18 protein-coding genes are annotated in these 22,283 nt (G+C 71.7%); 8 read left to right on the forward strand and 10 right to left on the reverse strand.

Annotated elements, in window-relative coordinates:
* Positions 1–105: 105 nt before the first annotated feature.
* From Q5425_RS20750 to Q5425_RS20760, 3 genes are read left to right on the forward strand one after another with little or no spacing between them, the layout of a single operon-like run.
* The gene (locus tag Q5425_RS20750; RefSeq protein ID WP_308673894.1) at positions 106–1,272 is read left to right on the forward strand and encodes a histidine kinase; all 1,167 of its coding nucleotides are present in this window, start codon (positions 106–108) and stop codon (positions 1,270–1,272) included.
* The gene (locus Q5425_RS20755) at positions 1,269–2,000 is read left to right on the forward strand and encodes a response regulator transcription factor (RefSeq protein ID WP_308673895.1); all 732 of its coding nucleotides are present in this window, start codon (positions 1,269–1,271) and stop codon (positions 1,998–2,000) included. Before Q5425_RS20750 ends, Q5425_RS20755 begins: the two co-directional genes overlap by 4 nt.
* 18 nt (positions 2,001–2,018) lie before the next feature.
* Complete coding sequence (locus tag Q5425_RS20760; RefSeq protein ID WP_308673896.1) at positions 2,019–3,476, forward strand: amino acid permease; 1,458 nt, start codon at positions 2,019–2,021, stop codon at positions 3,474–3,476.
* Here the strand turns inward: Q5425_RS20760 and Q5425_RS20765 are convergent.
* The 3 genes from Q5425_RS20765 to Q5425_RS20775 all read right to left on the reverse strand — a co-directional run bounded on the left by Q5425_RS20765 (position 3,454) and on the right by Q5425_RS20775 (position 7,227).
* Positions 3,454–4,236, reverse strand: coding sequence for a DUF6885 family protein (locus Q5425_RS20765; RefSeq protein ID WP_308673897.1), 783 nt, complete (start codon positions 4,234–4,236; stop codon positions 3,454–3,456). The genes Q5425_RS20760 and Q5425_RS20765 overlap by 23 nt on opposite strands.
* A gap of 8 nt (positions 4,237–4,244) precedes the next feature.
* A complete protein-coding gene (locus tag Q5425_RS20770; RefSeq protein ID WP_308673898.1) occupies positions 4,245–5,597 on the reverse strand; it encodes a glutamine synthetase in 1,353 nt (450 codons plus the stop codon).
* A gap of 826 nt (positions 5,598–6,423) precedes the next feature.
* Entirely contained in the window at positions 6,424–7,227 is an 804-nt protein-coding gene (locus Q5425_RS20775) for an EamA family transporter (RefSeq protein WP_308673899.1), read from the reverse strand.
* 341 nt (positions 7,228–7,568) lie between these two features.
* Between Q5425_RS20775 and Q5425_RS20780 the strand changes: the two genes are divergently transcribed.
* Complete coding sequence (locus tag Q5425_RS20780; RefSeq protein WP_284745229.1) at positions 7,569–7,745, forward strand: hypothetical protein; 177 nt, start codon at positions 7,569–7,571, stop codon at positions 7,743–7,745.
* A gap of 129 nt (positions 7,746–7,874) precedes the next feature.
* On the opposite strand, the gene Q5425_RS20785 is transcribed toward Q5425_RS20780, so the two are convergent.
* The 5 genes from Q5425_RS20785 to Q5425_RS20805 all read right to left on the reverse strand — a co-directional run bounded on the left by Q5425_RS20785 (position 7,875) and on the right by Q5425_RS20805 (position 14,852).
* A complete protein-coding gene (locus tag Q5425_RS20785) occupies positions 7,875–9,056 on the reverse strand; it encodes an ROK family protein (protein ID WP_308673900.1) in 1,182 nt (393 codons plus the stop codon).
* 11 nt (positions 9,057–9,067) lie between these two features.
* The gene (locus Q5425_RS20790) at positions 9,068–10,531 is read right to left on the reverse strand and encodes an ABC transporter permease subunit (RefSeq protein WP_308673901.1); all 1,464 of its coding nucleotides are present in this window, start codon (positions 10,529–10,531) and stop codon (positions 9,068–9,070) included.
* Positions 10,532–10,551: 20 nt separating this feature from the next.
* Positions 10,552–11,325: an ATP-binding cassette domain-containing protein gene (locus Q5425_RS20795; protein WP_308673902.1), complete on the reverse strand. Its 774-nt coding sequence runs from the start codon at positions 11,323–11,325 to the stop codon at positions 10,552–10,554.
* Positions 11,326–11,415: 90 nt separating this feature from the next.
* On the reverse strand, positions 11,416–12,555 hold the full coding sequence (locus tag Q5425_RS20800; RefSeq protein WP_308673903.1) for a substrate-binding domain-containing protein: 1,140 nt from the start codon (positions 12,553–12,555) through the stop codon (positions 11,416–11,418).
* 563 nt (positions 12,556–13,118) lie between these two features.
* Entirely contained in the window at positions 13,119–14,852 is a 1,734-nt protein-coding gene (locus Q5425_RS20805) for a DEAD/DEAH box helicase (protein ID WP_308673904.1), read from the reverse strand.
* Between the two features lie 226 nt (positions 14,853–15,078).
* Here Q5425_RS20805 and Q5425_RS20810 point away from each other — a divergent pair, with 226 nt between their 5' ends.
* Together Q5425_RS20810 and Q5425_RS20815 are read left to right on the forward strand one after the other, a co-directional pair.
* Complete coding sequence (locus tag Q5425_RS20810; RefSeq protein ID WP_308673905.1) at positions 15,079–16,242, forward strand: YihY/virulence factor BrkB family protein; 1,164 nt, start codon at positions 15,079–15,081, stop codon at positions 16,240–16,242.
* Between the two features lie 87 nt (positions 16,243–16,329).
* Positions 16,330–19,467 carry an efflux RND transporter permease subunit gene (locus Q5425_RS20815; protein WP_308673906.1) on the forward strand — a complete coding sequence of 1,046 codons (3,138 nt, stop codon included), beginning with the start codon at positions 16,330–16,332 and terminating at the stop codon, positions 19,465–19,467.
* A gap of 91 nt (positions 19,468–19,558) precedes the next feature.
* Here Q5425_RS20815 and Q5425_RS20820 read toward each other — a convergent pair whose 3' ends face one another.
* Positions 19,559–20,395: a hypothetical protein gene (locus Q5425_RS20820; protein WP_308673907.1), complete on the reverse strand. Its 837-nt coding sequence runs from the start codon at positions 20,393–20,395 to the stop codon at positions 19,559–19,561.
* 162 nt (positions 20,396–20,557) lie between these two features.
* Complete coding sequence (locus Q5425_RS20825) at positions 20,558–20,800, reverse strand: DUF3039 domain-containing protein (protein WP_034284335.1); 243 nt, start codon at positions 20,798–20,800, stop codon at positions 20,558–20,560.
* Positions 20,801–20,868: 68 nt separating this feature from the next.
* On the opposite strand from Q5425_RS20825, the gene Q5425_RS20830 reads away from it, so the two are divergent.
* Together Q5425_RS20830 and Q5425_RS20835 are read left to right on the forward strand one after the other, a co-directional pair.
* Complete coding sequence (locus Q5425_RS20830; RefSeq protein ID WP_308673908.1) at positions 20,869–21,654, forward strand: sporulation protein; 786 nt, start codon at positions 20,869–20,871, stop codon at positions 21,652–21,654.
* Positions 21,655–21,656: 2 nt separating this feature from the next.
* Positions 21,657–22,274: a hypothetical protein gene (locus Q5425_RS20835; protein WP_308673909.1), complete on the forward strand. Its 618-nt coding sequence runs from the start codon at positions 21,657–21,659 to the stop codon at positions 22,272–22,274.
* The last annotated feature ends 9 nt before the right edge of the window (positions 22,275–22,283 follow it).

The following is a 22,283-nucleotide window of genomic DNA, read 5'->3' on the forward strand; positions in this document are numbered from 1 at the left end:
CCACGCTCTCCCGCCCGCCGGCACCGGCGCGTCGGCGAAGGGCACGACCCCGCGTCATCAGTTCGTAGGACGCGGGCCCGGCACGCGGTGTGCTGGGATGACCGGGTGCCCCTCCCCCGCCTGCGCGCGCTCCCGGTGTGGCAGCAGGACGGCCTGATCGCGCTGGCCACCTGGCTGATCGGGGCCCTCGTCTACACGACCGGCGTCCACCGGCTGCTGGGCGGGCCCGACGACGTGCCGCTGGGGGTGCGGCTGCTGGAGCTGACCGCGTTGTGCGGGCTCGAGCTGCTCCGCCGCCGGGTGCCGCTCGGGCTCCTCCTGGCCACCGCGGTGCTCGCGGCGGATTTCCTGCTCCGCCCGTCGCTGCCGCTGATGATCATCTACACCGACTTCCTGTACGCGGCGACGCTGTACGGCTCCCGGCGCACCAGCCGGGTGATGATCGGCGTCGCCGCGCTGTCGGTGGCGGGTGTGCTCACCGCGGTGCTGGCGCTCTCGCACCAGTGGCGGGCGGCGGTGCTCACCGCGGTGGGGGTGCTCCCGCTCGTCATCACGCCGGTGTGGTGGGCGGTCAACATCCGCCAGCAACGCGACGTCGCCGAGGCCGAGCGCGCCAACGCCGGGCAGCTGGCGAAGATCGCGGAACTGGACCGGCGGGCGGCGGTCGCCGCCGAGCGCGGGCGGATGGCCCGCGACCTGCACGACGTGATCGCCGGGCACCTCTCGGCCATCGCCATCCAGTCGGAGGCGGCGCTGTCTCTGCCGGACCCGAAACTGGCGAAGGCGGTGCTGGAGTCGGTGCGGGAGAACAGTGTCAGCGCCCTGGAGGAGATGCGTGCGATGATCGGGCTGCTCAAGGCCGACGGCGGGGACGCGGAGACGACCGCGCCCGCCCGGCTGGCGGACCTGGCCAAGCTGGCGGAGTCGGCCAGGGCCAGCGGGCTGGAGGTGCACGTCGAGTCCACAGTGGACGGCGACGTGCCGCTGCCGGCGGCGGTCGACCTGACGGCGTACCGGATCGCGCAGGAGGCGCTGACCAACGCCGTCAAGCACGCCCCGGGCGGCCGGGTCGACGTCGCCGTCCACTGCCTCGACGGCGTCCTCGCGGTGGAGGTCCGCAACGACGTCCGCGGCCCGCGCCCCGCCGGCGGCGGAACGGGCCTGCTGAACATGCGCGAACGCGCGGACGCGGTCGGCGGCGAGCTCACCGCCGGCCCGGCGGACGGTCATTGGGTGGTCCGCGCCGAGCTGCCGGTCGGCGGTCCGCGGTGACAACCGGGCCTTCGCCCCAGGCCGGGGGCTCCGCCACCCGGAACCCCCGAGAAGCCGATGGGACCGTCCGCGTCCTCGTCGCCGACGACCACAGCGCCATCCGGTTCGGCCTCACCACCATCCTCGGCCACGCCGAGGGCATCGAGGTCGTCGGCGAGGCCGCCGACGGCGCCGCCGCTATCCGGCAGGCCCGGGCGCTGCGGCCGGACGTCACCCTGATGGACGTCCGGATGCCGGGCACCGACGGCATCGCCGCCACCCGGGAGCTGGTGTCCGCGGGGCTCACGCAGGTGCTCGTGCTGACCACGTTCGACCTCGACGAGTACGTGCACGGCGCGCTGCGGGCCGGGGCGGCCGGGTTCCTGCTCAAGTCGGTCGAAGCCCCGCGGCTGATCGAAGCCGTGAAGCTCGTCGCGGCCGGCGACGGCGTGCTCGCCCCGCAAGTCACGCGGCGGCTGCTCACCGCGTTCGCCGCGGCGGCCCGGCAGGAGACCCCCGCCCCGCGCGGCCTCGGCGACCTCACCGAGCGCGAACGCGAGGTGCTCGGCTGCCTCGGCGAGGGCCTGTCCAACGCCCAGATCGGCACCCGGCTGCACATCGGCGAGACCACGGTGAAGACGCACGTCTCGCGCGTGCTGGCCAAGCTCGACCTGCGCTCCCGCGTGCAGGCCGCGATCCTCGCCCAGGAGAACGGCCTCACCGGGGCCGATCTGCGAAAAGGCTCGTGAGCTTCTAACTTTCTCCTCATGGCTGAGCGGCGAACGCTGAACGTGGACGAGGTCCTCGAGCGCCAGGAGTCCGGTGACCTCAAACGCCGGCTGCGCGGGCGCGATCTGGTCGGGATGGGCGTCGGGATCATCATCGGCACCGGCATCTTCACCCTCGCCGGCGTCGAGGCGAAGACCCACGCGGGGCCGGCGGTGACGCTGTCGTTCGTGCTCGGCGCGGTCGTGGCCGGGCTCGCGGCGCTGTGCTACGCCGAGCTCGCGTCCAGCATCCCGACGGCCGGAAGCGCTTACACGTACGCCTTCGCCACCCTCGGCGAGGTGTTCGCCTGGATCATCGGCTGGGACCTGCTGCTGGAGTTCGCGCTCGGCGCCGCCGTGGTGTCGCGCGGCTGGTCGGGGTACCTGGCGACCCTGCTCGGCCTGTCGCCGGAGTGGTTCGGCGAGGACGCGACGGTCAACATCGGCGCGGTGCTGATCATCGCCGTGCTGACCGTGGTCGCCGTCCTGGGCATCAAGGAGTCGGCCTGGCTGACCAACCTGCTGGTGTGCGTGAAGGTCGCGGTCTGCGTGCTGGTGCTCGCGGTCGGCCTGTTCTTCGTCCGCAGCGCCAACCTGACGCCGTTCATCCCGCCCGCGAAGGCGGCCGAAGCCGGGTCGACGGTGCTGGAGCAGCCGGTGGTCCAGGCGGCACTGGGCCTGGAGCAGTCGGTCTACGGCATCGCCGGGATGATCACCGCGGCCGCCGTGGTCTTCTTCGCCTACACCGGCTTCGAAGCGCTCGCGAACCTCGGCGAGGAAACGCTGAACCCGCGCAAGGACCTGCGCGTCGGCATCCTCGGCGCGCTGGGCGTGTGCGCGCTGCTCTACATCGGCGTCTCGATCGTGCTGACCGGCATGATCCCGTTCACCGACATCGACACGGGCGCGCCGCTGGCCGACGCGTTCGACCGGGTCGGCCAGCACTGGGTGGGCGCGCTGATTTCGCTGGGCGCGGTGACCGGGCTGACGTCGGTGATGATGGTCGAGCTGGTCACGATCGGCCGGATCGGCTTCGCGATGGGCCGCGACGGACTGCTGCCCAAGGCGCTCGGCACCGCCCACCCCCGCTGGGGCACCCCGCACCGGATGACCGTCGGCGGCGCGGTGCTGATCGCCGTGCTGGCCGCGTTCATCCCGATTTCCGAGCTGGCCGACATGGTGAGCATCGGCGCGCTGTCGGCGATGATCATCGTGGCCGTCGCGGTCCCGGTGCTGCGCCGCCGCCGTCCCGACCTGGACCGGCCGTTCCGGGTGCCGTTCTCGCCCGTGGTCCCGGTCGTGGCCGCGCTGGCGTGCCTGTACCTGATGGTGAACCTCAACGTGCTCACGTGGATCCGGTTCGCCGTGTGGCTGGTGATCGGCCTGGTCATCTACTTCGCCTACGGCCGGCGACACTCCCGCTTCGCGCCGCCGGTCAGTCCCAGTAAGACGGACTGAGGCCGGCGGTGCGGGCCGCCGCCCGCACCACACCGGCCTGATCGGCGTCGACGACCACCAGCACGCCGAGCCCGGCCAGCGCCGCCGTCACCCATTCGACGGGCTGGTCGTGGCGGCCGTTGTCGCCCAGCGAAGGATAAGTGTCCACAACGGACAGCAGCGTGCCTTCGGCGCCGATGCGGATGCCCGCCAGGAGCACGAAGTGGCCGCCGGGCGGGCGCCAGCGGGACGTCCACAGTGGCGGGACGCCGGTGTCGAGGTAGTCGAGCAGCGCGCGTTCCGGGGTGTCGTGGGCGCCGAGCTCGGCGCCGTCGATGCGGGCGAGCACCGCGACGCGCGGGACGTCCCACAGCCCGGCGAGCAGGTCGAACAGCGCCCCGGTGGTCCACTCCCCGGTCACCGGCACCGCCGCGAGGGCGCCGCGCGAGAGCGACCCGACGGCCCCGGCCAGCTCCGAAACCCGGGTGCCGGCGGCGGCCGGATCGTCGACGACGGGCAGCGCCAGCCGGAAATCGCGGCGGCCGGCCTCGCCCGGCGGGCGCACGGCCGGGCCGCGGACGGTGCCCGCGGCCGCCGCAACGGCGTCCTGGTCGGGCACGTCGAGCCCGGCGGCCCGCAGCGCGGCGAGCCCGCAGAACGCCGCGGCCAGGCCGTCCTTCTGGGGCAGTTCCGCCTGGGCCTCCGCGGCCAGCCGGGCCCCGCCCGGCAGCCACCGCACCCCGGACAGGTCGAGCTGCCCGCCGTCGATCCCCGAAGTCATCGGTCCCCTCAGTAGCGCCAAAGGTGGGCGGCGATGATCTCGTCGGCCGTGCGTTCGGCCGCCCACGCCGCATCGGAGGCCCGGACGGCGCGGAAGGCGCCCAGCAGCTCGTCGCCGAGCACCCCGGCGATCCGCGGCGACGCCACGAGCGCGGCGTCCTGTTCGGCGGGGTTCGCCGGCAGCGGGCGCACCCCGCGGGCTTCCCGGTCCTCGTCCGGCCAGCCGCCGGGGTCTTCGCCGATCGGCTCGGGCAGCGCGGGCGCGTCCTCGATGCCGGCCATCCCGGCGGCGAGCACCACGGCCAGCGCGAGGTACGGGTTGGCGGAGGCGTCGGAGGTCTTGAGCTCGACGTTCGCGTGGCCGTCGCCCAGCAGCGCCGAGCCGGGGACGTACCGCAGCGGCGCCTCCCGGTTCTCGACGCCCCAGAAGGTGTACGCGCCGGCGAAGTAGCCGGGCCGCAGCCGCAGCGTCGAGGGGACGCTCGGCGCGGTGATCGCGGTCAGGGCCGGCAGGTCGCGCAGCAGCCCGGCGAGGTAGCCCGCACCGTCCCCGTCCGGCCGCCCGTCCCCGTCGAGCAGGTGCCGCCCCTCGCGCCGGACGGAGGTGTGCAGGTGCCAGCCGTTCCCGGCGGCACCGAGGCCGATGACGGGCGCAAAGCTGACGGCGAGGCCGTGCACCCGCGCGGCGGCGTGGATGGTCTGCCGCGCGAGCAGCTGGTCATCGGCGGCGGAGACCGGATCGGTGGGGGCCAGCGAGAGTTCGAGCTGCGCGACGCCGTACTCGGCGTGCAGCTGCCCGATCCGCAGGCCGTTGGCCTCGAAGTCGTGCAGGAGGGCCCCGACGAAGCCGTCGAGCCCGACGAGGGCGTGCGGGCTGTAGGCGGGCCCGGGGTGCCCGGGGACGGTGAGGACGTCGAGGCTGCCCGCGGGAGCGACGGCGAACTCCAGTTCGTACCCGGCCCGGAATTCGAGCCCCCGCTTCGCCCCTTCGGCCACCTGCGCTTCGAGGACGGCGCGCTGGCAGTAGGGCCAGGGAGCACCGTCCCGGGTGAGCTGCCGCACGGGAGCCCAGGCGAGCGCGGGCTGCCCGGCCAGCCGCCGCAGCCGTTCGACGACGGGCACGAGCCGCACGTCCCCGGAGGGGGTTCCGAGGCCCGCGTGCCGATAGGTGATGGAATCGTGGCTGTCGAAGACGGCGAAGAGCGAAGTGGCCCCGACACCCCGGGTGGCGGCATCGGCCAGCCCGGCAACGGGCACGATCCGCGAGCGCGGAATGCCGTTGTTGTCCGCCCAGGCAAGGTGAACCCCACCCACTCCGGCGGCGGCGAAGTCCTTCGCCGCGGCCGACGCCGCTTTGGTCATGGCCACCCGCTTCCGTGCCGACCGGGGTAAGTATCCCGGGCGCGGGCTCCGGGGGCCATCACGAACCGGTGGGGATCCGCCTGACCGCCCCAGCCGGCCCGGCGCCGGCTCCCCAGGCTGGTCCCGGCCGGCCGGTCCGCCCCGGCTCCCCAGGCTGGCCCCGCCGGCCGGTCCGCCCCGGCTGGCCCGCCCCGGCTGGACCCACCGGCCGCCCCGGCTGGACCCACCGGCCGCGCTGGCCGGCCCCGGCCGGCCGCGCCGGCCGCCGGCCGGTCCCCCGGCTGGCCCGCCTCATCCGGCCCCACCGCAGAGCCCACCCTCCCTGGGGGTCCGTCCCGCTCCAGCGTATCGAGGGGGGCCGACGGAAACTCCCGAAAAGCGCTCGCCGCGGATGAGTTGTCCACATCACGAACGATCTGTGGACAACCCACCTCAAGCGCCCCAATGTGGCGTTCGGTGCGCTCAACGCACCCAAAGTGGCGTTCGGTGCGTTGAGCGCACCGAATGTGGCGTTCGGTGCGTTGTGAGCGCACCCAAAGTGGCCTTCGGTGCGTTCAACGCAACCAAAGGCCACCTTGGGGCGCATCCGACGCGCCCAAGGGCAGGGTCCGGCCCCCGGCGGGGGTCCGGCACCCAAAAGCAGGACCCGCACCCAAGCGGGACCCACCCAAGACAGGGTCCGGCACCAAGGCGGGGTCCATGGCCCAAAGCGGGACCCGGCCCCCAAGGCAGGGTCCGGCACCCACGGCAGCGTCCGGCGCCCACCCCAGACCCGCAGCAACCCTCAGCACCGCCCCCACCCAGCACCGGCGACACCCACCGACCCTCAGCCCGGCAGCTCCCCCACCCCACCCCCGGCCTCATCCCGTCCCCGCAAGGCCACCCCACCGACCACCGCCAAGGTCCCCACCGCCTCGACCACACTCGGCACCTGCCCCAGCAGCACGAACCCCATCACCCCGGCCGTCACCGGCAGCAGCGCCAGCAGCGTGGCGAACCGCGCCTGCCCGACCCGCCGCAAAACGACCTGGTCCAGCCCGTACGGCACCACCGTCGACAGCACCCCCACCCCGATCCCCAGCAGCAGCAGCCGTGGCGAAGACCACACCGCACCCGTCCCGGCCGCCAACGGGGACAACACCACCGTCCCCGCCAGGAAGCCGATCGCCAGGCTGTCAAGGCCGTCCCCACCCACCGCGACCCGCTTCCCCAGCAGGATGTACCCCGCCCAGGCCGCCGCGGCCCCCAGGGCGAACACCACGCCCCAGAAGCTCCCGCCGAGCCGGACGTCGGCGATCGCCACCACGCCGGCCGCCACCAGGACCAACGCCAGCACGTCGCGGACCGTCCGCGACCCCAGGGCCGCCACCACCACCGGGCCCGCGAACTCCATCGCCACCGCCGTGCCCAGGGGCAGCCGGGCGATCGCCTCGTAGAACAGCACGTTCATGCCCGCCGTCACCACGCCGAACACGATCGCCAGCAGCAGGCGCCTGCCCCGCCACGCCGCGCGGCCCGGGCGGCGCCAGGCCAGCAGGACCACCGCCGCGCCGAGGCAGCGGAGCCAGGCCACCCCCGCGGGGGATGCGTGGCCGAAGAGGCCGACCGCCACCGCCGCTCCGGCGTACATCGAAATTCCGCTGAGAACGAACAAGAGCGGCGCGGGCACCGTGGAAAGCCGTCGCGAGGAAGTCACCGAACTCACCACCTCATGGTGCCTGACCACGGAAAACGTAACTCTCCGGGTAATCGTCTCCTGGAATGCGGGATGGCGTTACGGCATCCGGGGTAAATCGGCGTGACTCAGGTCCCACCGGCGCGGGAACACTTGCGAGCCGCGAAACGTCTGGAAGAGTGGAAGCACGAACACCGCGGAGCCGAGGCGATCGCCGCCACCGGCATCAGTGCCGAAGTGGGCGTAGCTGGATCGATGGCACCGGGCAACCGGTGCCGGGACGGAGGGAGACCCCCATGACAACGCCGACGCTCACCCGCCCCGAACTGACCGCCGCCGACCGCTGTGACCGGTGCGGAGCTGCAGCTCAGGTACGAGCCATCCTCAAGGGTGGCGAACTGCTCTTCTGCGGGCACCACGCCCGCGAGCACGAGGCCAAGCTCAAGGAACTGTCCGCCGACATCCAGCGGTAACCACAGACGACGAAAGGCGGCCGGTGCGCACAGGCACCGGCCGCCTTTCTGCATCTTGCAGATTGCGTGCCGTAAATCACGTTACGGCCGCGAAAAGCCGTGATTCCGGATACAAAACCGGACAAGAAATCAGACAGAATCCAGCACGACTTCGAACGCCACCTCGGCGGCACCGAGCAGCCTGCCGTCGACGCCCAGCGCCGAGCTGACGATCCGCGTGCCGCCGACCGCCCGGCTCACCAGGCTGCGCCGGCGCACCTCGGTGCCGACGTGCCGCAGCACCGCCTCCGGCAGCACCGTCAGCAGGTCGCCGAGGACCACCAGCTGCGGGCCCAGCAGGTTGACGATGTTGATCAGCCCCAGCGTCAGCCACTCGGCGAATTCCGCGAGCCGCGTCAGCGCCGCCTCCGGGTTCCGGCTCAGCTCGCGCAGCTCGAACAGGATCGCCCCGCGCGGGGTGTCCTCGGCCAGCCCGAGCGCCCGGCACAGCGCCGCCTCGCCGACCTCGGTCTCCCAGCAGCCGCTGCTGCCGCAGTAGCAGGGCCGCCCGTCCGGCCGGATCACCATGTGCCCGATCTCGCCGACGTACCCGGAGCCGCCGCGCAGCGCCGAACCTTCGGCGATGACGCCGCCGCCGACGCCGACGTCCGCCGAGATGTACACCACGTCGGACGCCCCGCGGGCCGCCCCGCGCAGGTGCTCGGCGACCGCGCCGAACTCGGCGTCGTTGCCGACCAGGATCGGGATCTGCAGCACCCCGCCGAGCCGGTCGCCGAGCGCGACGTCGGTCCAGCGCAGGTTGGGGGCCTCGTGCACGTACCCGTCCGCCCGCCGGACGACGCCGGGCACCGACACCCCGGCCGCCACCGGGGTCACGCCGAGGTCGCCGGCCAGGATGGCCGTCGACTCGATGACGTGGGTGATGACCTCGCCGGGCTGCCCCATCCGGCCGCGCAGGTTCCAGCTGTTGCGGCCCAGGATCTGCCCGCCGAGCCCGACCAGGGCGATCGCGACGTGCTCGACCTGCAGGTCGACCGCGAGCACGACCGCCGCGTGGGGCTGGGGCAGGACCAGGAGCGAGGGGCGGCCCGCCCCTCGTCCCGGCCTCGGCACCTTCTCCTCGACGACGCCGGCTTCGGCGAGCCCGTCGACGAGGGTTTTGATCGTGCTCCGGTTGAGCCCCAGCTCGGCGGCCAGGGTCGCCCGGGTGCTCGGCCCGCCGACGTGCAGCAGGCGGAGCAGGGTCGTGCGGTTGTGCCGGCGCACCTCGTCCGGTCGAGCAACGGGTGTGCTGGTCACGGGCTTTATCATTCCATGCTGGTTCAGCGCGACGACGCAGCCGCGCGGCGCCGGGACAGCGCGTCGACCGTGGCGGCGAGCAGCAGGACCAGGCCGGTGATGATGTTGACCACCGCGGCCGGCTGCTTGAGCAGGCCGAGGCCGTTGATCACGACGGCGATCACGAGCCCGCCGACCACGGCGTCGGACACCCGGCCCTTGCCGCCGAACAGCGACGTGCCGCCGATGACGGCCGAGCCCACCGCGAACAGCAGCGTGTTCAGGCCACCGGACTGCGGGCTGACCGAGCCGACCTTCGACGCGGCGACGATGCCGCCGATGGCCGCGACCGCCGAGCCGATGACGAACACGCTCGCCCGGATCTTCGGCACGTCGATACCGGCGCGGCGGGCGGCTTCCTTGTTGCCGCCGACCGCGTAGACGTACCGGCCGTACCGGGTGCGGTTGAGCACGTAGGTCCCGGCCACGAGCAGCACCAGCATGATCGGGATGACGTACGGGATACCCTCGATCGTGACGACCGCCTTGTTCGGCGAGCGGTTGATCGTCAGCAGCCACGTGCCCACCGCCGACAGCACGACGAGCACACCGACCTTGACCATCACCAGCGCCGTCGGCTGGACGACCAGGCCGCGCTGCAGCCGCTTGAAGTGGCTGGTCAGGGTGATCACCGCGAACCCGCCGGCGGCGATGAGGAAGAAGATCCAGCTGCCCAGGATGTTCAGGTTGCCGTTGGCGATCTTGTACAGGACGTCCGAGTTGCTGATGCCGATCGTGCCGCCCTCACCGATGAACTGCAGCAGGACGCCCTGCCACACGATGAACAGCGCCAGCGTCACGACGAAGGACGGCATGCCGATCTTCGACACGAGGAAGCCGGTGATGCAGCCGATCGCGGTGCCGACGCAGATGGCCAGCAGGATCTCGAGCCAGGGGTTGGCGGGCACGCCGACCGCGACGATCAGCAGGCCGACCAGCGAAAGCCCGGCGCCGGCCCAGATCCGCTGGTAGGCCGACAGCAGCATGGCCACGGCGAGGACGCCGATGAACGTGATGAACACGCCGGTCCCCAGGCTGCCCAGCAAGTTGCCGGCGTGCACGTAGTGCAGTGCCATCACGGACGCGGCGACACCGGAGGCCACGCCGGCCGCCAGGTCGATCTCGCCGAGCAGCAGCACGAACACGATGCCCATCGCGATGATGATGACGCCCGCACCCTGCGGAAACACGTTGGCGATGTTGGCGAGGGTGAAGAAGTTGTCCGACAGCGCGCTGAACAGGATGACCAGCACGAGCAGGCCGAACAGCGACGGCAGCGCGCCGAGTTCACCGGCCCGCAGGCGGGCGAAGTAGTCGCGGACCGCTTCGCCGGTTGACATCGATGTCGTGTCGATGCCGAAGTCGGAGATCGCCCCGGTGGGGTTCTGGGTCTGCGCGAGCGCGTCGGCGGGAGTGCCGACCTCGTGCTTGGCAGGAGTTTCAGTCATTTCCGGTTCTTTCTTCCCGCTCACAGGACCACGGCTTCGGGCCGGGCCAGGCCGAGGTCACCGGAGCGACCCGCGGTGATCAGCTCCACGACCTGGCCGTGGGAGACGTCCTTCGTGTGCACTTCGGCGACGAGCCGGCCGAGGTAGAGCACGGCGATGCGGTCGGCGACCTCGAACACGTCGGCCATGTTGTGGCTGATCAGCACGACCCCGAGGCCCTGCTCGGCCAGCCGGCGGACCAGGTCGAGCACCTGCCGGGTCTGCGCGACGCCGAGGGCCGCGGTCGGCTCGTCGAGCACGACGACCTTGCTGTTCCACAGCACCGACTTCGCGATGGCGACGGTCTGCCGCTGGCCACCGGACAGCGAGGAGACCGGTGTGCGGACCGACTTCACGGTCCGGACCGACAGGGAGGCCAGCGTCTCGCGCGCGGCCTTTTCCATGCTGGCTTCGTCCAGCTTCCACGAACTGCCGCGCTCGCGGCCGAGGAACATGTTCTGGACGATGTCGAGGTTGTCGGCGAGCGCGAGGTCCTGGTAGACGACCTCGATGCCGAGCTCGGCGGCGTCCTTCGGGCCGCGGATGTGGGCGTCCTGCCCGTTGAACCGCACGGCCCCCGAGTCGTACGGGTGAATGCCGGCGATGCACTTGACGAGCGTCGACTTGCCGGCGCCGTTGTCGCCGACCAGCGCGGTCACTTCGCCCGCACGCACGTCGAAGTCCACGTCGTGGAGGACGTGGACGGGGCCGAAACTCTTGTTCAGGCCCTTGATCTCGAGGATGGGCTCACTCATGGCTGACATTTCTCCTGGGTGGGGACCGGGCCGGGACGCGCCGTCGGGGTGCGCGTCCCGGCCCGGCTGTTCATGGGGTGGTGCGGGGGCTCAGGAGATGCCGAGCGAGGTGCACTTGGCGGCGAGGTCGCCACCGCAGATCTCGGCCGCCTTCACGTAGCCCTGGGTCACGACGGTCTTGATGTCCTTCGCCAGGATCGTCGTCGGCGTGAGCAGCACCGACTTGATGTCGCGGTTGTTCTTCGGGTCGTGCAGCTTGCCGGTCGCGATGGCGTCGGCCGCGGCCTTGTCACCCTTGGCCAGCGCGGCCGCCAGCTTGGCGCTCGCCTCGGCCTCTTCCTTGATCGGCTTGAAGACGGTCATGTACTGCTCGCCGCGCATGACCGCCATCAGGCCGTCGGCGGTGGCGTCCTGGCCGGTGACCGGGATCTTGCCGTTCAGGCCGTTCTTCTTGAGGATGGTGATGACCGCGCCAGCCAGGCCGTCGTTCGCCGCGACGACGCCGTCGACCTTGCCGCCGTTGGCCTGGAAGATCTGCTCGAACGTCGTGCCGCCGAGCTGGTTGTCCCAGTCGTTGATCGGCTGCTTCTGGATCCGCTTCAGCGTGCCCGCCGTGACCAGCGGCTCGAGCACGGAGTCCTGGCCCTTGGTGAACAGGGTCGCGTTGTTGTCGGTCGGGGCGCCCTCGATCTGGACGAAGCCGGCACCCTGCTTGTCCTTCAGCGCGTCCGCCATGGCCTGGCCCTGAAGCTGGCCGACCTTCTCGTTGTCGAACGAGACGTAGTACTCGGCGCTGCCGCCGAGGCTCGGGCGGTCGTAGTTGATGACCGGGATGCCCGCGGTCTTCGCCTTGGCCTCGACCGCGGCACCGACGGCCGGGTCGGACGGGGCGATGATCAGGACCTTGACGCCGGAGCTGATGAAGCCGTCGGCCAGCGTGGAGAACTTCTGGGCATCGCCCTGGGCGTTCTGGACGTCGGCGTCGAAGCCCTGGGCCGCGAGCGCGGCCTGCAGCATCGGCTTGTCGAAGGCTTCCCAGCGGGCGGAGCTGGCGGTCTCCGGCAGGATGACGCCGACCTTGCCGCTGGCGCCGCCACCGGCGGCCGGGGCGGACGAGGAAGCGGAGTTGCTCCCCGTGCCCCCGCTGTTCGAACTGTTGGTACCACAGGCGGTCAGCGCCAGGCCGGCGCTCACCGTCGCGGCGAGGAGGGTAAGGGTTCTGCTGCGCATCCTCGTTCCTTCCGGATCCAAGCATTGGTGACGAGCGGCCGTCGGCGTGTGCCTCGGGCCAGCGCGGCGGCGATCCGGGGAGGCCCGGCGCACCGTCGCGCATATGTTGTGGGCGACAACATATGCCGCTGAGCGGCTGCGGGGAAGATAGCTGGATCGATTAAATGACACCAATTGGACACGGTTCGGCAACACGGGCTGAACCTCGCCCGGAAAGAGTAGATCCGCTGACGATGTGATCGCCAGCACTCACGGTCTGTTACATCCAGGTTTCATGAGGCCGTGACACTACTCCGGTCGTGTGCACCCAGCGCAACCCGTGGCGAACCCACGGCCCGGTCCCGCGATTGGTCGCCGGCTGGCGAAGTCCGGCGGCCGACGTGCCCGGAAGGCCCTTCGGCGGGGGTCGGAGGGGCAGCCGGCGGGCTACATGTCCGGCACGGACCGTCACGAGGATGTGGAACGTCGGGGTCGGCCCGGCGGAAACGGACAGTGATGGCCGAGTTCAGCCTGCTGGGCGACACCGAGGCGCCTCGGACCGGGCTGCGCGGAGACCGCCCGGCCTACCAGGACCGCAGGGTGACGATCCGCTCTTCGAGCTGTTCGACGGTCGCCATCGCGGTCGGCGGCCCGCCGCAGACCCGCCGCAGCTCGTTGTGGATCGCGCCGTGCGGCTTCTTGGTCCGGTGGTGGTACATCCCCACCAGCGCGTTCAGCTCCTTGCGCAGCGCACCGAGGCGCTCACTCACCGACGCCGGGCGCGCCGGCGGGGGCGCTGCCTCTTTCGCGGGCTTGCGGCGCTTCTCGTCCGCGACCTGCTCTTCCTGCCGCTTCCGCAGCAGCGCGCGGACCTGGTCGGGCTCCAGGAGCCCCGGCAGGCCCAGGTACTCCTGCTCCTCGTCGGACCCCGAGAACACCGCCGTGCCGAAGGAGTTGCCGTCGTAGATGACCTGGTCGAGCTCGGCCGAGGCGCCCAGCGACGTGAACGCCTTCTCCTCCTCGCCCGGCTCGTCCTCGGTGCGGTTGGCCTGGGCGAGGAGCTCGTCCTCCCAGCCTTCCTTCTCCCGGTGCGGCTTGCCGAGCACGTGGTCGCGCTGCGCCTCCAGCTCGCTGGCCAGCTCCAGCAGCACCGGCACCGACGGCAGGAACACGCTCGCCGTCTCGCCCTTCTTGCGCGCCCGCACGTAGCGGCCGATCGCCTGGGCGAAGAACAGCGGGGTCGACGCGCTCGTCGCGTACACGCCCACCGCCAGGCGCGGGACGTCGACGCCCTCCGAGACCATCCGGACCGCGACGATCCAGCGCTCGTTCGTCTCGGAGAACTCCTTGATCCGGCCCGAGGCCTTCGGGTCGTCCGAGAGCACCAGCGTCGGCATCTCGCCCGAGAGGCGTTCCAGGATCTTCGCGTACGCCCGGGCCGTCTCCTGGTCGGTGGCGATGACCAGGCCGCCCGCGTCCGGCACGCTCTGGCGGACCTGCGACAGCCGCGTGTCGGCGGCCTGCAGCACCGCCGGGATCCACTCGCCCGCCGGGTCGAGCGCCGTGCGCCACGCCCGGGCGTTCTGCTCCGCGGTCAGCGGCTCGCCGAGGCGCGCGGTGAACTCCTCGCCCGCGCTCGTGCGCCAGGAGGCCTCGCCCGAATAGGCGAGGAAGACGACCGGCCGGACCACGCCGTCGGCCAGCGCGTCCGCGTAGCCGTACGAGTGGTCGGCCTTGCTGCGCTGGAAGCCGCCGGCGTCCGGCTCGTAGGTCACGAACGGGATGGCCGAGTCGTCGGACCGGAACGGCGTCCCGGTCAGCGACAGGCGCCGCACGGCCGGGGTGAAGGCCTCGCGGATCGCGTCACCCCAGGACTTCGCGTCGCCGCCGTGGTGGATCTCGTCGAGGATCACCAGCGTCTTGCGGTTCTCGGTGCGGACCCGGTGCAACGTCGGGTGCGCCGCGACCTGCGCGTACGTCAGGGCGACGCCGTTGTAGTCCGAAGACGTGACGCCGGTGGTGTTGCGGAAGTTCGAGTCGATCTGGATCCCGGCCGCCGCCGCCGACGCAGCCCACTGGTGCTTGAGGTGCTCGGTCGGGGTGACGATGGTGACCGCCTCGATCGTGCGGTCGGACAGCAGCTCCGCGGCGATCCGCAGGCCGAACACCGTCTTGCCGGCCCCCGGCGTCGCCACCGCGAGGAAGTCCTTCGGCTTCGTCGTCAGGTACTTCGTGAGCGCCCGGCGCTGCCACGCCCGCAGCGGGCGCGCGGTCGAGTCCTTCTCCGCGGGAGGTGCCCCGAGCTGCGTCCCCGTCATCGCCGGTCCTCCCCCTCACTCATGCCTTTGACGTGCGAAAACCCTCACTGTGGTACCGGCTGCTGCTGCATTGAGCTGCCGGCGACTTGCGGTGAGGGCACTGGAGCGAGTCTACCGGCCGGGTCCGACAGTTCCCCGCACCGGCACGGGTGATGTCCCCCGACACGCCCGGCCGCAGGGGGTTTGACGAGCCAAATCAGCACGGATGGACCATGCTGGACACGTCATGGGTGAGGTGCAGCCGTCCGCAGCGACGAAGGTGGCCCGCAAGGGGCCGTGGCGCCTGCTCACGCGCACGCTCGGCAAGGCGTGGGGCGGCAACATCTTCTCCGAGGCCGCCGAAGCGGCGTTCTGGCAGACGCTGTCGCTGCCGCCGCTGCTGCTCGGCCTGCTGGGCTCGCTGGGTTTCGTCGGCGAGTGGTTCGGCAGCGGCGTCGTCACGGCCGTGCACGACCGCATCATCGGCTTCTGCCGGACGGTGTTCAGCTCGAACGCCGTCCAGGACATCATCGAACCGACCGTGAACAGCATCCTCACCGTCGGCAAGGGCGAGATCGTCTCGATCGGCTTCCTCATCTCGCTGTGGGCGGGTTCGTCGGCGATGTCGTCGTTCGTGGACGCGATCACCGTCGCGCACGACCAGTACGGCGTCCGCAACGACGTCTGGCAGCGGATCTTCGCGCTCCTGCTGTACCTGTGCGGCCTGGTCATCCTGGTGGTCGGGCTGCCGCTGCTGGCGATCGGCCCGGACCTGCTGCCGGAGTTCTTCCCGGCCGAGTGGCGCCCGACCGTGACGTCGTGGGTGAGCGCGCTGTACTTCCCCGCGCTCGGCGCGATGATCACCCTCGCGCTGACCACGCTGTACAAGCTCGCGCTGCCGCGGAAGCTGCCGTGGCACCGCGGGCTGCCCGGCGCGGTGCTCGCCATGGTCGTGTTCCTGCTGTCCTCGGTCGGCCTGCGCGTCTACCTGAACTGGATCACCAAGACCGGCTACACCTACGGCGCGCTGGCCGCGCCGATCGCGTTCCTGCTGCTGATGTTCTTCATCGGGCTGGCCGTGGTCGGCGGCGCGTACTTCAACAGCGCGATCCAGGAGCTGTGGCCGGCGAAGGCGACCCGGCGGCAGCGGCGCAAGTGGCGGCGGCTGGAGATGGAACGCGCCGCGGAGCGGCTGCGCTCGGAAGAAGGCCGCAAGCTGTGGGACCGCTCGACCACGCCGCTGCGGCGCCCGCGCGCCGACGACGTCTCCCCCAACGGTGACGAGCCGTCCGGGCCTTCCGAGCCGTCCGAAGAGGACACCTCGTCACCGAGCGCGCCGGAACCGGCACCCAGCGCAGCTCAGGGGCGAAGGTCCACCGAAGGGACGACCCGGAATCCACCCCCAGGCTGAGTCGCTCCTCAGCAACGCCGTGAAAGGCTCTGCCGGTCACCGACGCGGCACCGGTCGCCGCGTTGTTTCCGAGGGGGTTTCCACACCATGTCCGTGCTGGCCAGATTGAGCCTGCGCAACCGGAGCCTGATCGGCCTGCTCGCGCTGGTCGTCGTCGGTTTCGGCGCCTTCGCGCTGCCGCAGCTCAAGCAGCAGCTGTTCCCGTCACTGCAGTTCCCGCAGGCGCAGATCGTCACCGCGTACCCGGGTGCGTCGCCGGACGCGGTCGACCGGCAGGTCGCCGAGCCGCTGGAAGGCGGCCTCCAGGGACTGAAGGGCCTCGAGCAGATCACTTCGACGTCGTCGGACGGCGTCTCGCGGCTCGTCGCGCAGTTCGAGTTCGGCACGGACATCGACGCCGCCGTCTCGCAGATCCAGCAGGTGGTCAACCAGGTCCGGCCGCGGCTGCCGCAGAACACCGAGCCCGCCGTGTCCGCCGGCAGCACCGACGACCTGCCGGTCGTGCTGGTCGCCGCGGGCACCACCGGGGACCCGCAGGCGCTCGCGCCCGCGCTGACCGACCAGGTCGCGCCGGAGCTGCGGAAGATCGAGGGCGTCCGCACGGTGACGGTCACCGGCGTGCGGCAGCCGCGCGTCACGATCACCCTCGACTACGCGAAGCTCGCGGCGGCCGGGGTCGACCCGGCGTCGATCGCGACCACGCTGCAGACGGCGGGCGCCGCGGTGCCGGCCGGGACGCTGACCGAGAACGGCAAGACGCTGTCGGTGCAGGTCGGCGGCGCACAGACCACTGTGGACAGTCTGCGCAACCTGTACCTGACGCCGGGCGCCGGGGCGCGGACGGGTGCCCCGGCGCGGGGTCCGGTGAAGCTGGGTGACGTCGCCGACGTCCAGGCCGGCTTCGCGCCGCCGACGTCGATCACGCGCACCAACGGCAAGCCCAGCCTCGGCCTCTCGGTCACCATGGTGGACAACGGGAACGCCGTCGCCATCTCCGACGCGGTTCGCGACAAGCTGCCGGACCTGGCGAAGAAGACCGGCGCCGAGATGAGCGTCGTGTTCGACCAGGGCACCCCGGTGAAGGACGCGATCAGCGGCCTGACCACCGAGGGGCTGCTGGGGCTGGCGTTCGCCGTCGTCGTCATCCTGCTCTTCCTGCTGTCCGTGCGCTCGACGCTGGTGACCGCGGTGTCGATCCCGCTGTCGGTCGTCGTCGCGCTGCTGGCGCTGTGGACCGGCGACCTGTCGCTCAACCTGCTCACCCTCGGCGCGCTGACCATCGCGATCGGCCGGGTGGTCGACGACTCGATCGTCGTGCTGGAGAACATCAAACGACATCTGGCGTACGGCGAGGAGAAGGACCGCGCGGTCCTCGACGGCGTCCGCGAGGTGGCCGGCGCGGTCACTTCGTCCACGCTGACGACCGTCGCGGTGTTCCTGCCGATCGCGTTCGTCGGCGGGTTCGTCGGCGAGCTGTTCTCGCCCTTCGCGATCACGGTGACGGTGGCGCTGCTGGCGTCGCTGCTCGTGTCGCTGACCGTGGTTCCCGTGCTGGCGTACTGGTTCCTGAAGCGGCCCGCGGTCCCGGCGGACGCGATCGAGGCCGAGCGGGCGCGCGAAGCGGCCGTCGAGAAGGAACGCCGCAGCATCCTGCAGCGCGCCTACCTGCCGGTGATCCGGTTCGCGACCCGGCGGCGGCTGACCGTCGTCCTGCTGGCGCTGCTGATCTTCGCCGGCACGGTCGGGCTCGCGACGCGGCTGAACACGAACTTCCTCGACCAGTCCGGCGGCACCACGCTGAACATGACGCAGAAGCTGCCCGCCGGCAGCAGCGTCGAGGCGAAGGAGAAGGCGGCCACGGCGGTCGAGCAGGCCCTCGCCGCCGAGCCCGCGGTGCGGACGTACCAGGTCAGCGTCGGCGGGGGCGGCGCGTTCGGCTTCGGCGGCGGGACCAACACGAGCATCTCCGTCACCGTCGCCAAGGACACCGATCTCGACGCGTTGTCGGACCGCCTGCGCGCGAAGCTGACGTCGCGGCCCGAGCTGGGCGAGGTCAAGATCGGCGCGGACGCCTCCGGGTTCAACTCCGACCAGGTGTCGGTGACGGTGACCGCGCCGTCGGGGGCCGCGCTGAAGCCGGCGTCCGACCAGGTGGTGCAGGCGCTGCGCGGGGTGGCCGGGCTGACCGAGGTTTCGAGCGACCTGAGCGTCGGCTCGCCGCGGGTGCAGGTCGAGGTGGACGACGCCGCGGCCGCCGCGCGCGGGCTGTCGGCGAGCACCATCGGTCAGGTCGCCAACCAGGCGATCGCCGGGCGCACGGTGACGCAGCTGCCGGTCGACGGGCAGCGCACCGACATCGTCCTGCGCGCCGGCACGGCTCCGGTGACGGTCGACCAGGTTCGCGGGCTGCCGATCCCGGGACCGGGCGGCGTCGTCCGGCTCGACGAGGTGGCCAAGGTGTCCACTGTGGACGGTCCGGCGTCGGTGCACCGCACCGGCGGGGACCTGAGCACCACGGTGACCGCGAAGAACACCGGCGACGACCTGAGCAAGACCACCGCGGACATCAAGTCCAAACTGGACGGTCTGACGTTCACCGGCGGGGCGGCGTACTCGCTCGGCGGGGTGAGCCAGGACCAGCAGGAGGCGTTCTCGAACCTGTTCCTGGCGCTGCTCGCGGCCATCGCGATCGTGTTCCTGATCATGGTCGCGACGTTCCGGAGCTTGATCCAGCCGCTGATCCTGCTCGTGTCGATCCCGTTCGCGGCGACCGGCGCGATCGGGCTGCTGCTGGCCACCGGCACCGCGCTCGGCCTGCCGGCGCTGATCGGCATGCTGATGCTGGTCGGCATCGTGGTGACCAACGCGATCGTGCTGATCGACCTGATCAACCAGTACCGCGCCGACGGGATGAGCGTCGCCGACGCCGTCACCGAAGGCGGCCGTCGCCGGCTGCGGCCGATCCTGATGACCGCGGCGGCGACCGTGTTCGCGCTGGTCCCGATGGCGCTGGGCATCACCGGCCAGGGCGGGTTCATCGGCCAGCCCCTGGCGATCGTGGTGATCGGCGGCCTGGTCAGCTCGACCCTGCTGACCCTGGTCCTGGTCCCGACCCTCTACACGATGGTCGAGACCCGCAAGGAACGCCGTCGCGCCCGCCGCGAAGCCCGCCGAACCCCGGCCCAGGCCCCCGAATCGGAGTCCCTGAACCCGGAACTCGCGTGATCCCCAAGGCGTCACTTTCATAGGGAAAGTGACGCTTTGAGACCCCGAACCCGGCACTTTCCCTACGAAAGTGCCGGGTTCGGCGTCGCGGCTACTGGCGGAAGCGGTAGGTCTTGCTGTCGAACAGGATGCAGATGCTCGGGGACATCACGATCACGCGGAGCGTGGCGTCCCGTTCGTCGAAGTCGATGCCTTCGACCTCGAAGTTCCCGCCGCAGCCGCTGCGGAGCGGGAGCTGGCCCAGCGAGGTGACGTGGCCGGTGACGTCCGAACCGGACAGCGGGCCGGCCAGGTCCACCTGGAGCAGGGGCTTCGTCGTGCCGAAGAGGCTGCCGTCCGGGTCGTCGGACGCGCAGAGCAGGCGGGTCGCCGTCCGGAAGTCGCAGCCCTGGACGTCGCGGACCGCGTGGTCCAGGCGGATCGTGCCGGCCAGAGGCAGGTTCTGCGCCGGGTTCGTGGCCACCACGCCGGGCATCGGGTGCACCAGGAGCCGGTCCATCGTGCCCCACTCCCCCGCCACCAGCCAGCGCGCGTCGGGCGACACCGCGGCGAAGGAGTTGTTGTTCGCTTCCCACGACTCGAGGTTGTGCTTGTAGTTCGCCCACGAGCCGTCCGGGGCCTGGACGCGGAAGAGCTTCGCGCCGCGGTCGTCACGCTGGTAGGGCTCGACGTACCAGCCCTGGGCCGAACCCGGGTCGCCGACGTGGTTCCAGCCCTGGGAGTTCAGGTCGGCCGGGATCGTGCCGATCCCGGTGTAGCGGATCGTGGTGCCCGACGGGCGCACGATCGTCGCGAGCCCCTGGCTTTCGTCGAGGGCCCTGGCGTTGTCGGACCCGATCTCCGTCCAGCCCGTGACGGCCTGCGCCAGCGCGGGCGAGACCACGGCGAGCAGGGCGGCGAGGGTGAGCACGATCCCGGTTCTGCGCATGTGCGACTCCGGTGGGTGAGGGAACCTGGCACGGAGGATCTACCAGGACTCCCGCACCCGGCACACCCGCCGAATGAAGGTTTTTCACGTTTGTTCGCCGATCTGTCCGATTCCGGACAGCGCGAAGCCCCGGCGGGGACACCCGCCGGGGTTCGAACCGGGTTACTTGCCCGGACGGAGACTGTCGTAAATCTCCTTGCAGGCCGGGCAGACCGGCGACCCGGGCTTCGGCGACTTCGTCACCGGGAAGACCTCGCCGCACAGCGCCACCACGTGAGTGCCCATGACCGCGCTCTCGGCGATCTTGTTCTTCTTCACGTAGTGGAACATCTTCGGGGTGTCGTCGTCGGTGGTGTCCGTGCCCTCGGGCGTGGTTTCCGGCTTCGTCAGCGTCTCGGTGCTCACCCGACCATTGTGCACGGGTCCCGCCGAACCGCCGCCGATCGGCCCCTCCGCCTGGCAGGATCCCCGGCATGTTCCAGAAGGTGCTCGCGACGTTCGGGTCGGGCGGGGCGAAGATCGACGCCCGCCTGCTGGACCGGACCGCCGCCCCGGGCCGCCCGCTGCACGGCGAGGTCCTGCTGCTCGGCGGCGAGGTCGACCAGGAGATCAAGGGCCTCGCGGTGACGCTGCTCGCCCGCGTCCGGCTGCCCGGCGGCACGACCGAAGACCTCCCGTTCGGCAGCCGGCACCTGGTGGGGAACGAGGTCATCCGGGCCGGGCAGCAGATCCGGGTGCCGTTCGAGGTCCCGCTGCCCTGGGAAACGCCGGTGACCAGCATCCACGCCAAGCCGCTGCCCGGCGTGGCGGTCGGCGTCCGGGCCGAGCTGGACCTGGCCGCCGCGGTCAGCGACCCGTTCGACGCCGACGCCGTCGCGATCGAGCCGCTCCCGGCGCAGAAGCGGGTCCTCGACGCGCTGAGCCGGCTCGGCTTCACCTTCCGCGAGGCGGTCCTCGAACCGGGCCGGGTCGACGGCGCCCGCCAGGAGCTGCCGTTCTTCCAGGAGATCCGTTTCACGCCTTCGCCGCGCTTCGCGAGCGTGTTTTCGCAGGTGGCGGTCACCTTTCTGACGTCGTCCGAGCGCACCGACGTCGTGCTCGAGGTCACCAAGCGGGTCCGCGTGAGCAAGACCGGCGGGTTCGGCGGCCGCGGCCAGGACTTCCTCGGGATGTTCACCATGAAGCCGGACGTGAATTGGGAACAGCAGCTCGAGGACTGGCTCGACCAGGTCGCGCGGCCGCGCGGGATCTTCGACTAGACATGCGGTGGCCCGAAGCGATCACCCAGCTCGGTGGCCGACCCGACGCCTGGCCGCGGCTCGAAGCGCGCTACGCCGAGCCACACCGCCGGTATCACACGCTGGCTCACGCGGCCGCCGTCGCGCGCGATTCCGCGTGGCTGGCCGAAGGCCTGAGCGCCACCGACCGCGCGGTCGTCGCCGTAGCGGCCTGGGCGCACGACGTCGTGTACGACGCGAAGCCCGGCGAAGACGAACGCGCCAGCGCCGCCTGGGCCCGCGAAGCCCTGGAAGGCGTGGCCGAAGCGCACGTCGAACGCGTCGAAGGCCTGATCCTCGCCACGGTCGGGCACGACGCACCGCCGGACGATCTCCTGGCCACCGCTCTTCTCGACGCCGACCTCGCCGTCCTCGGGGCGCCCGAAGAGCAGTACACGGCGTACGCCCGCGGAGTGCGCGAGGAGTACGCGAAGTACCCCGACGACGTCTGGCGCGATGGGCGCATCGCCGTCCTCGAGCGCATGCTGTCCCGGCCGCTCTACCGCAGCGAAGCCGCGCGGACACGCTGGGCGAGCACTGCGGAAAAGAACCTGACGGCCGAGCTGACCCACTGGCGCCGGGCCCGGGGCGATCACCGATGATGGTCCCTC

This window comes from Amycolatopsis sp. A133 (genome assembly GCF_031082405.1).
Classification (GTDB): Bacteria; Actinomycetota; Actinomycetes; order Mycobacteriales; family Pseudonocardiaceae; genus Amycolatopsis.

Bases quoted from the DNA above. Each gene is read 5' to 3' on its own strand.
- Q5425_RS20760 (WP_308673896.1), top strand. From the start codon at position 2,019: ATGGCTGAGCGGCGAACGCTGAACGTGGACGAGGTCCTCGAGCGCCAG.
- Q5425_RS20765 (WP_308673897.1), bottom strand. From the start codon at position 4,236: ATGACTTCGGGGATCGACGGCGGGCAGCTCGACCTGTCCGGGGTGCGG.
- Q5425_RS20770 (WP_308673898.1), bottom strand. From the start codon at position 5,597: ATGACCAAAGCGGCGTCGGCCGCGGCGAAGGACTTCGCCGCCGCCGGA.
- Q5425_RS20775 (WP_308673899.1), bottom strand. From the start codon at position 7,227: ATGTACGCCGGAGCGGCGGTGGCGGTCGGCCTCTTCGGCCACGCATCC.
- Q5425_RS20780 (WP_284745229.1), top strand. From the start codon at position 7,569: ATGACAACGCCGACGCTCACCCGCCCCGAACTGACCGCCGCCGACCGC.
- Q5425_RS20785 (WP_308673900.1), bottom strand. From the start codon at position 9,056: ATGATAAAGCCCGTGACCAGCACACCCGTTGCTCGACCGGACGAGGTG.
- Q5425_RS20790 (WP_308673901.1), bottom strand. From the start codon at position 10,531: ATGACTGAAACTCCTGCCAAGCACGAGGTCGGCACTCCCGCCGACGCG.
- Q5425_RS20795 (WP_308673902.1), bottom strand. From the start codon at position 11,325: ATGAGTGAGCCCATCCTCGAGATCAAGGGCCTGAACAAGAGTTTCGGC.
- Q5425_RS20800 (WP_308673903.1), bottom strand. From the start codon at position 12,555: ATGCGCAGCAGAACCCTTACCCTCCTCGCCGCGACGGTGAGCGCCGGC.
- Q5425_RS20805 (WP_308673904.1), bottom strand. From the start codon at position 14,852: ATGACGGGGACGCAGCTCGGGGCACCTCCCGCGGAGAAGGACTCGACC.
- Q5425_RS20810 (WP_308673905.1), top strand. From the start codon at position 15,079: ATGGGTGAGGTGCAGCCGTCCGCAGCGACGAAGGTGGCCCGCAAGGGG.
- Q5425_RS20815 (WP_308673906.1), top strand. From the start codon at position 16,330: ATGTCCGTGCTGGCCAGATTGAGCCTGCGCAACCGGAGCCTGATCGGC.
- Q5425_RS20820 (WP_308673907.1), bottom strand. From the start codon at position 20,395: ATGCGCAGAACCGGGATCGTGCTCACCCTCGCCGCCCTGCTCGCCGTG.
- Q5425_RS20830 (WP_308673908.1), top strand. From the start codon at position 20,869: ATGTTCCAGAAGGTGCTCGCGACGTTCGGGTCGGGCGGGGCGAAGATC.
- Q5425_RS20835 (WP_308673909.1), top strand. From the start codon at position 21,657: ATGCGGTGGCCCGAAGCGATCACCCAGCTCGGTGGCCGACCCGACGCC.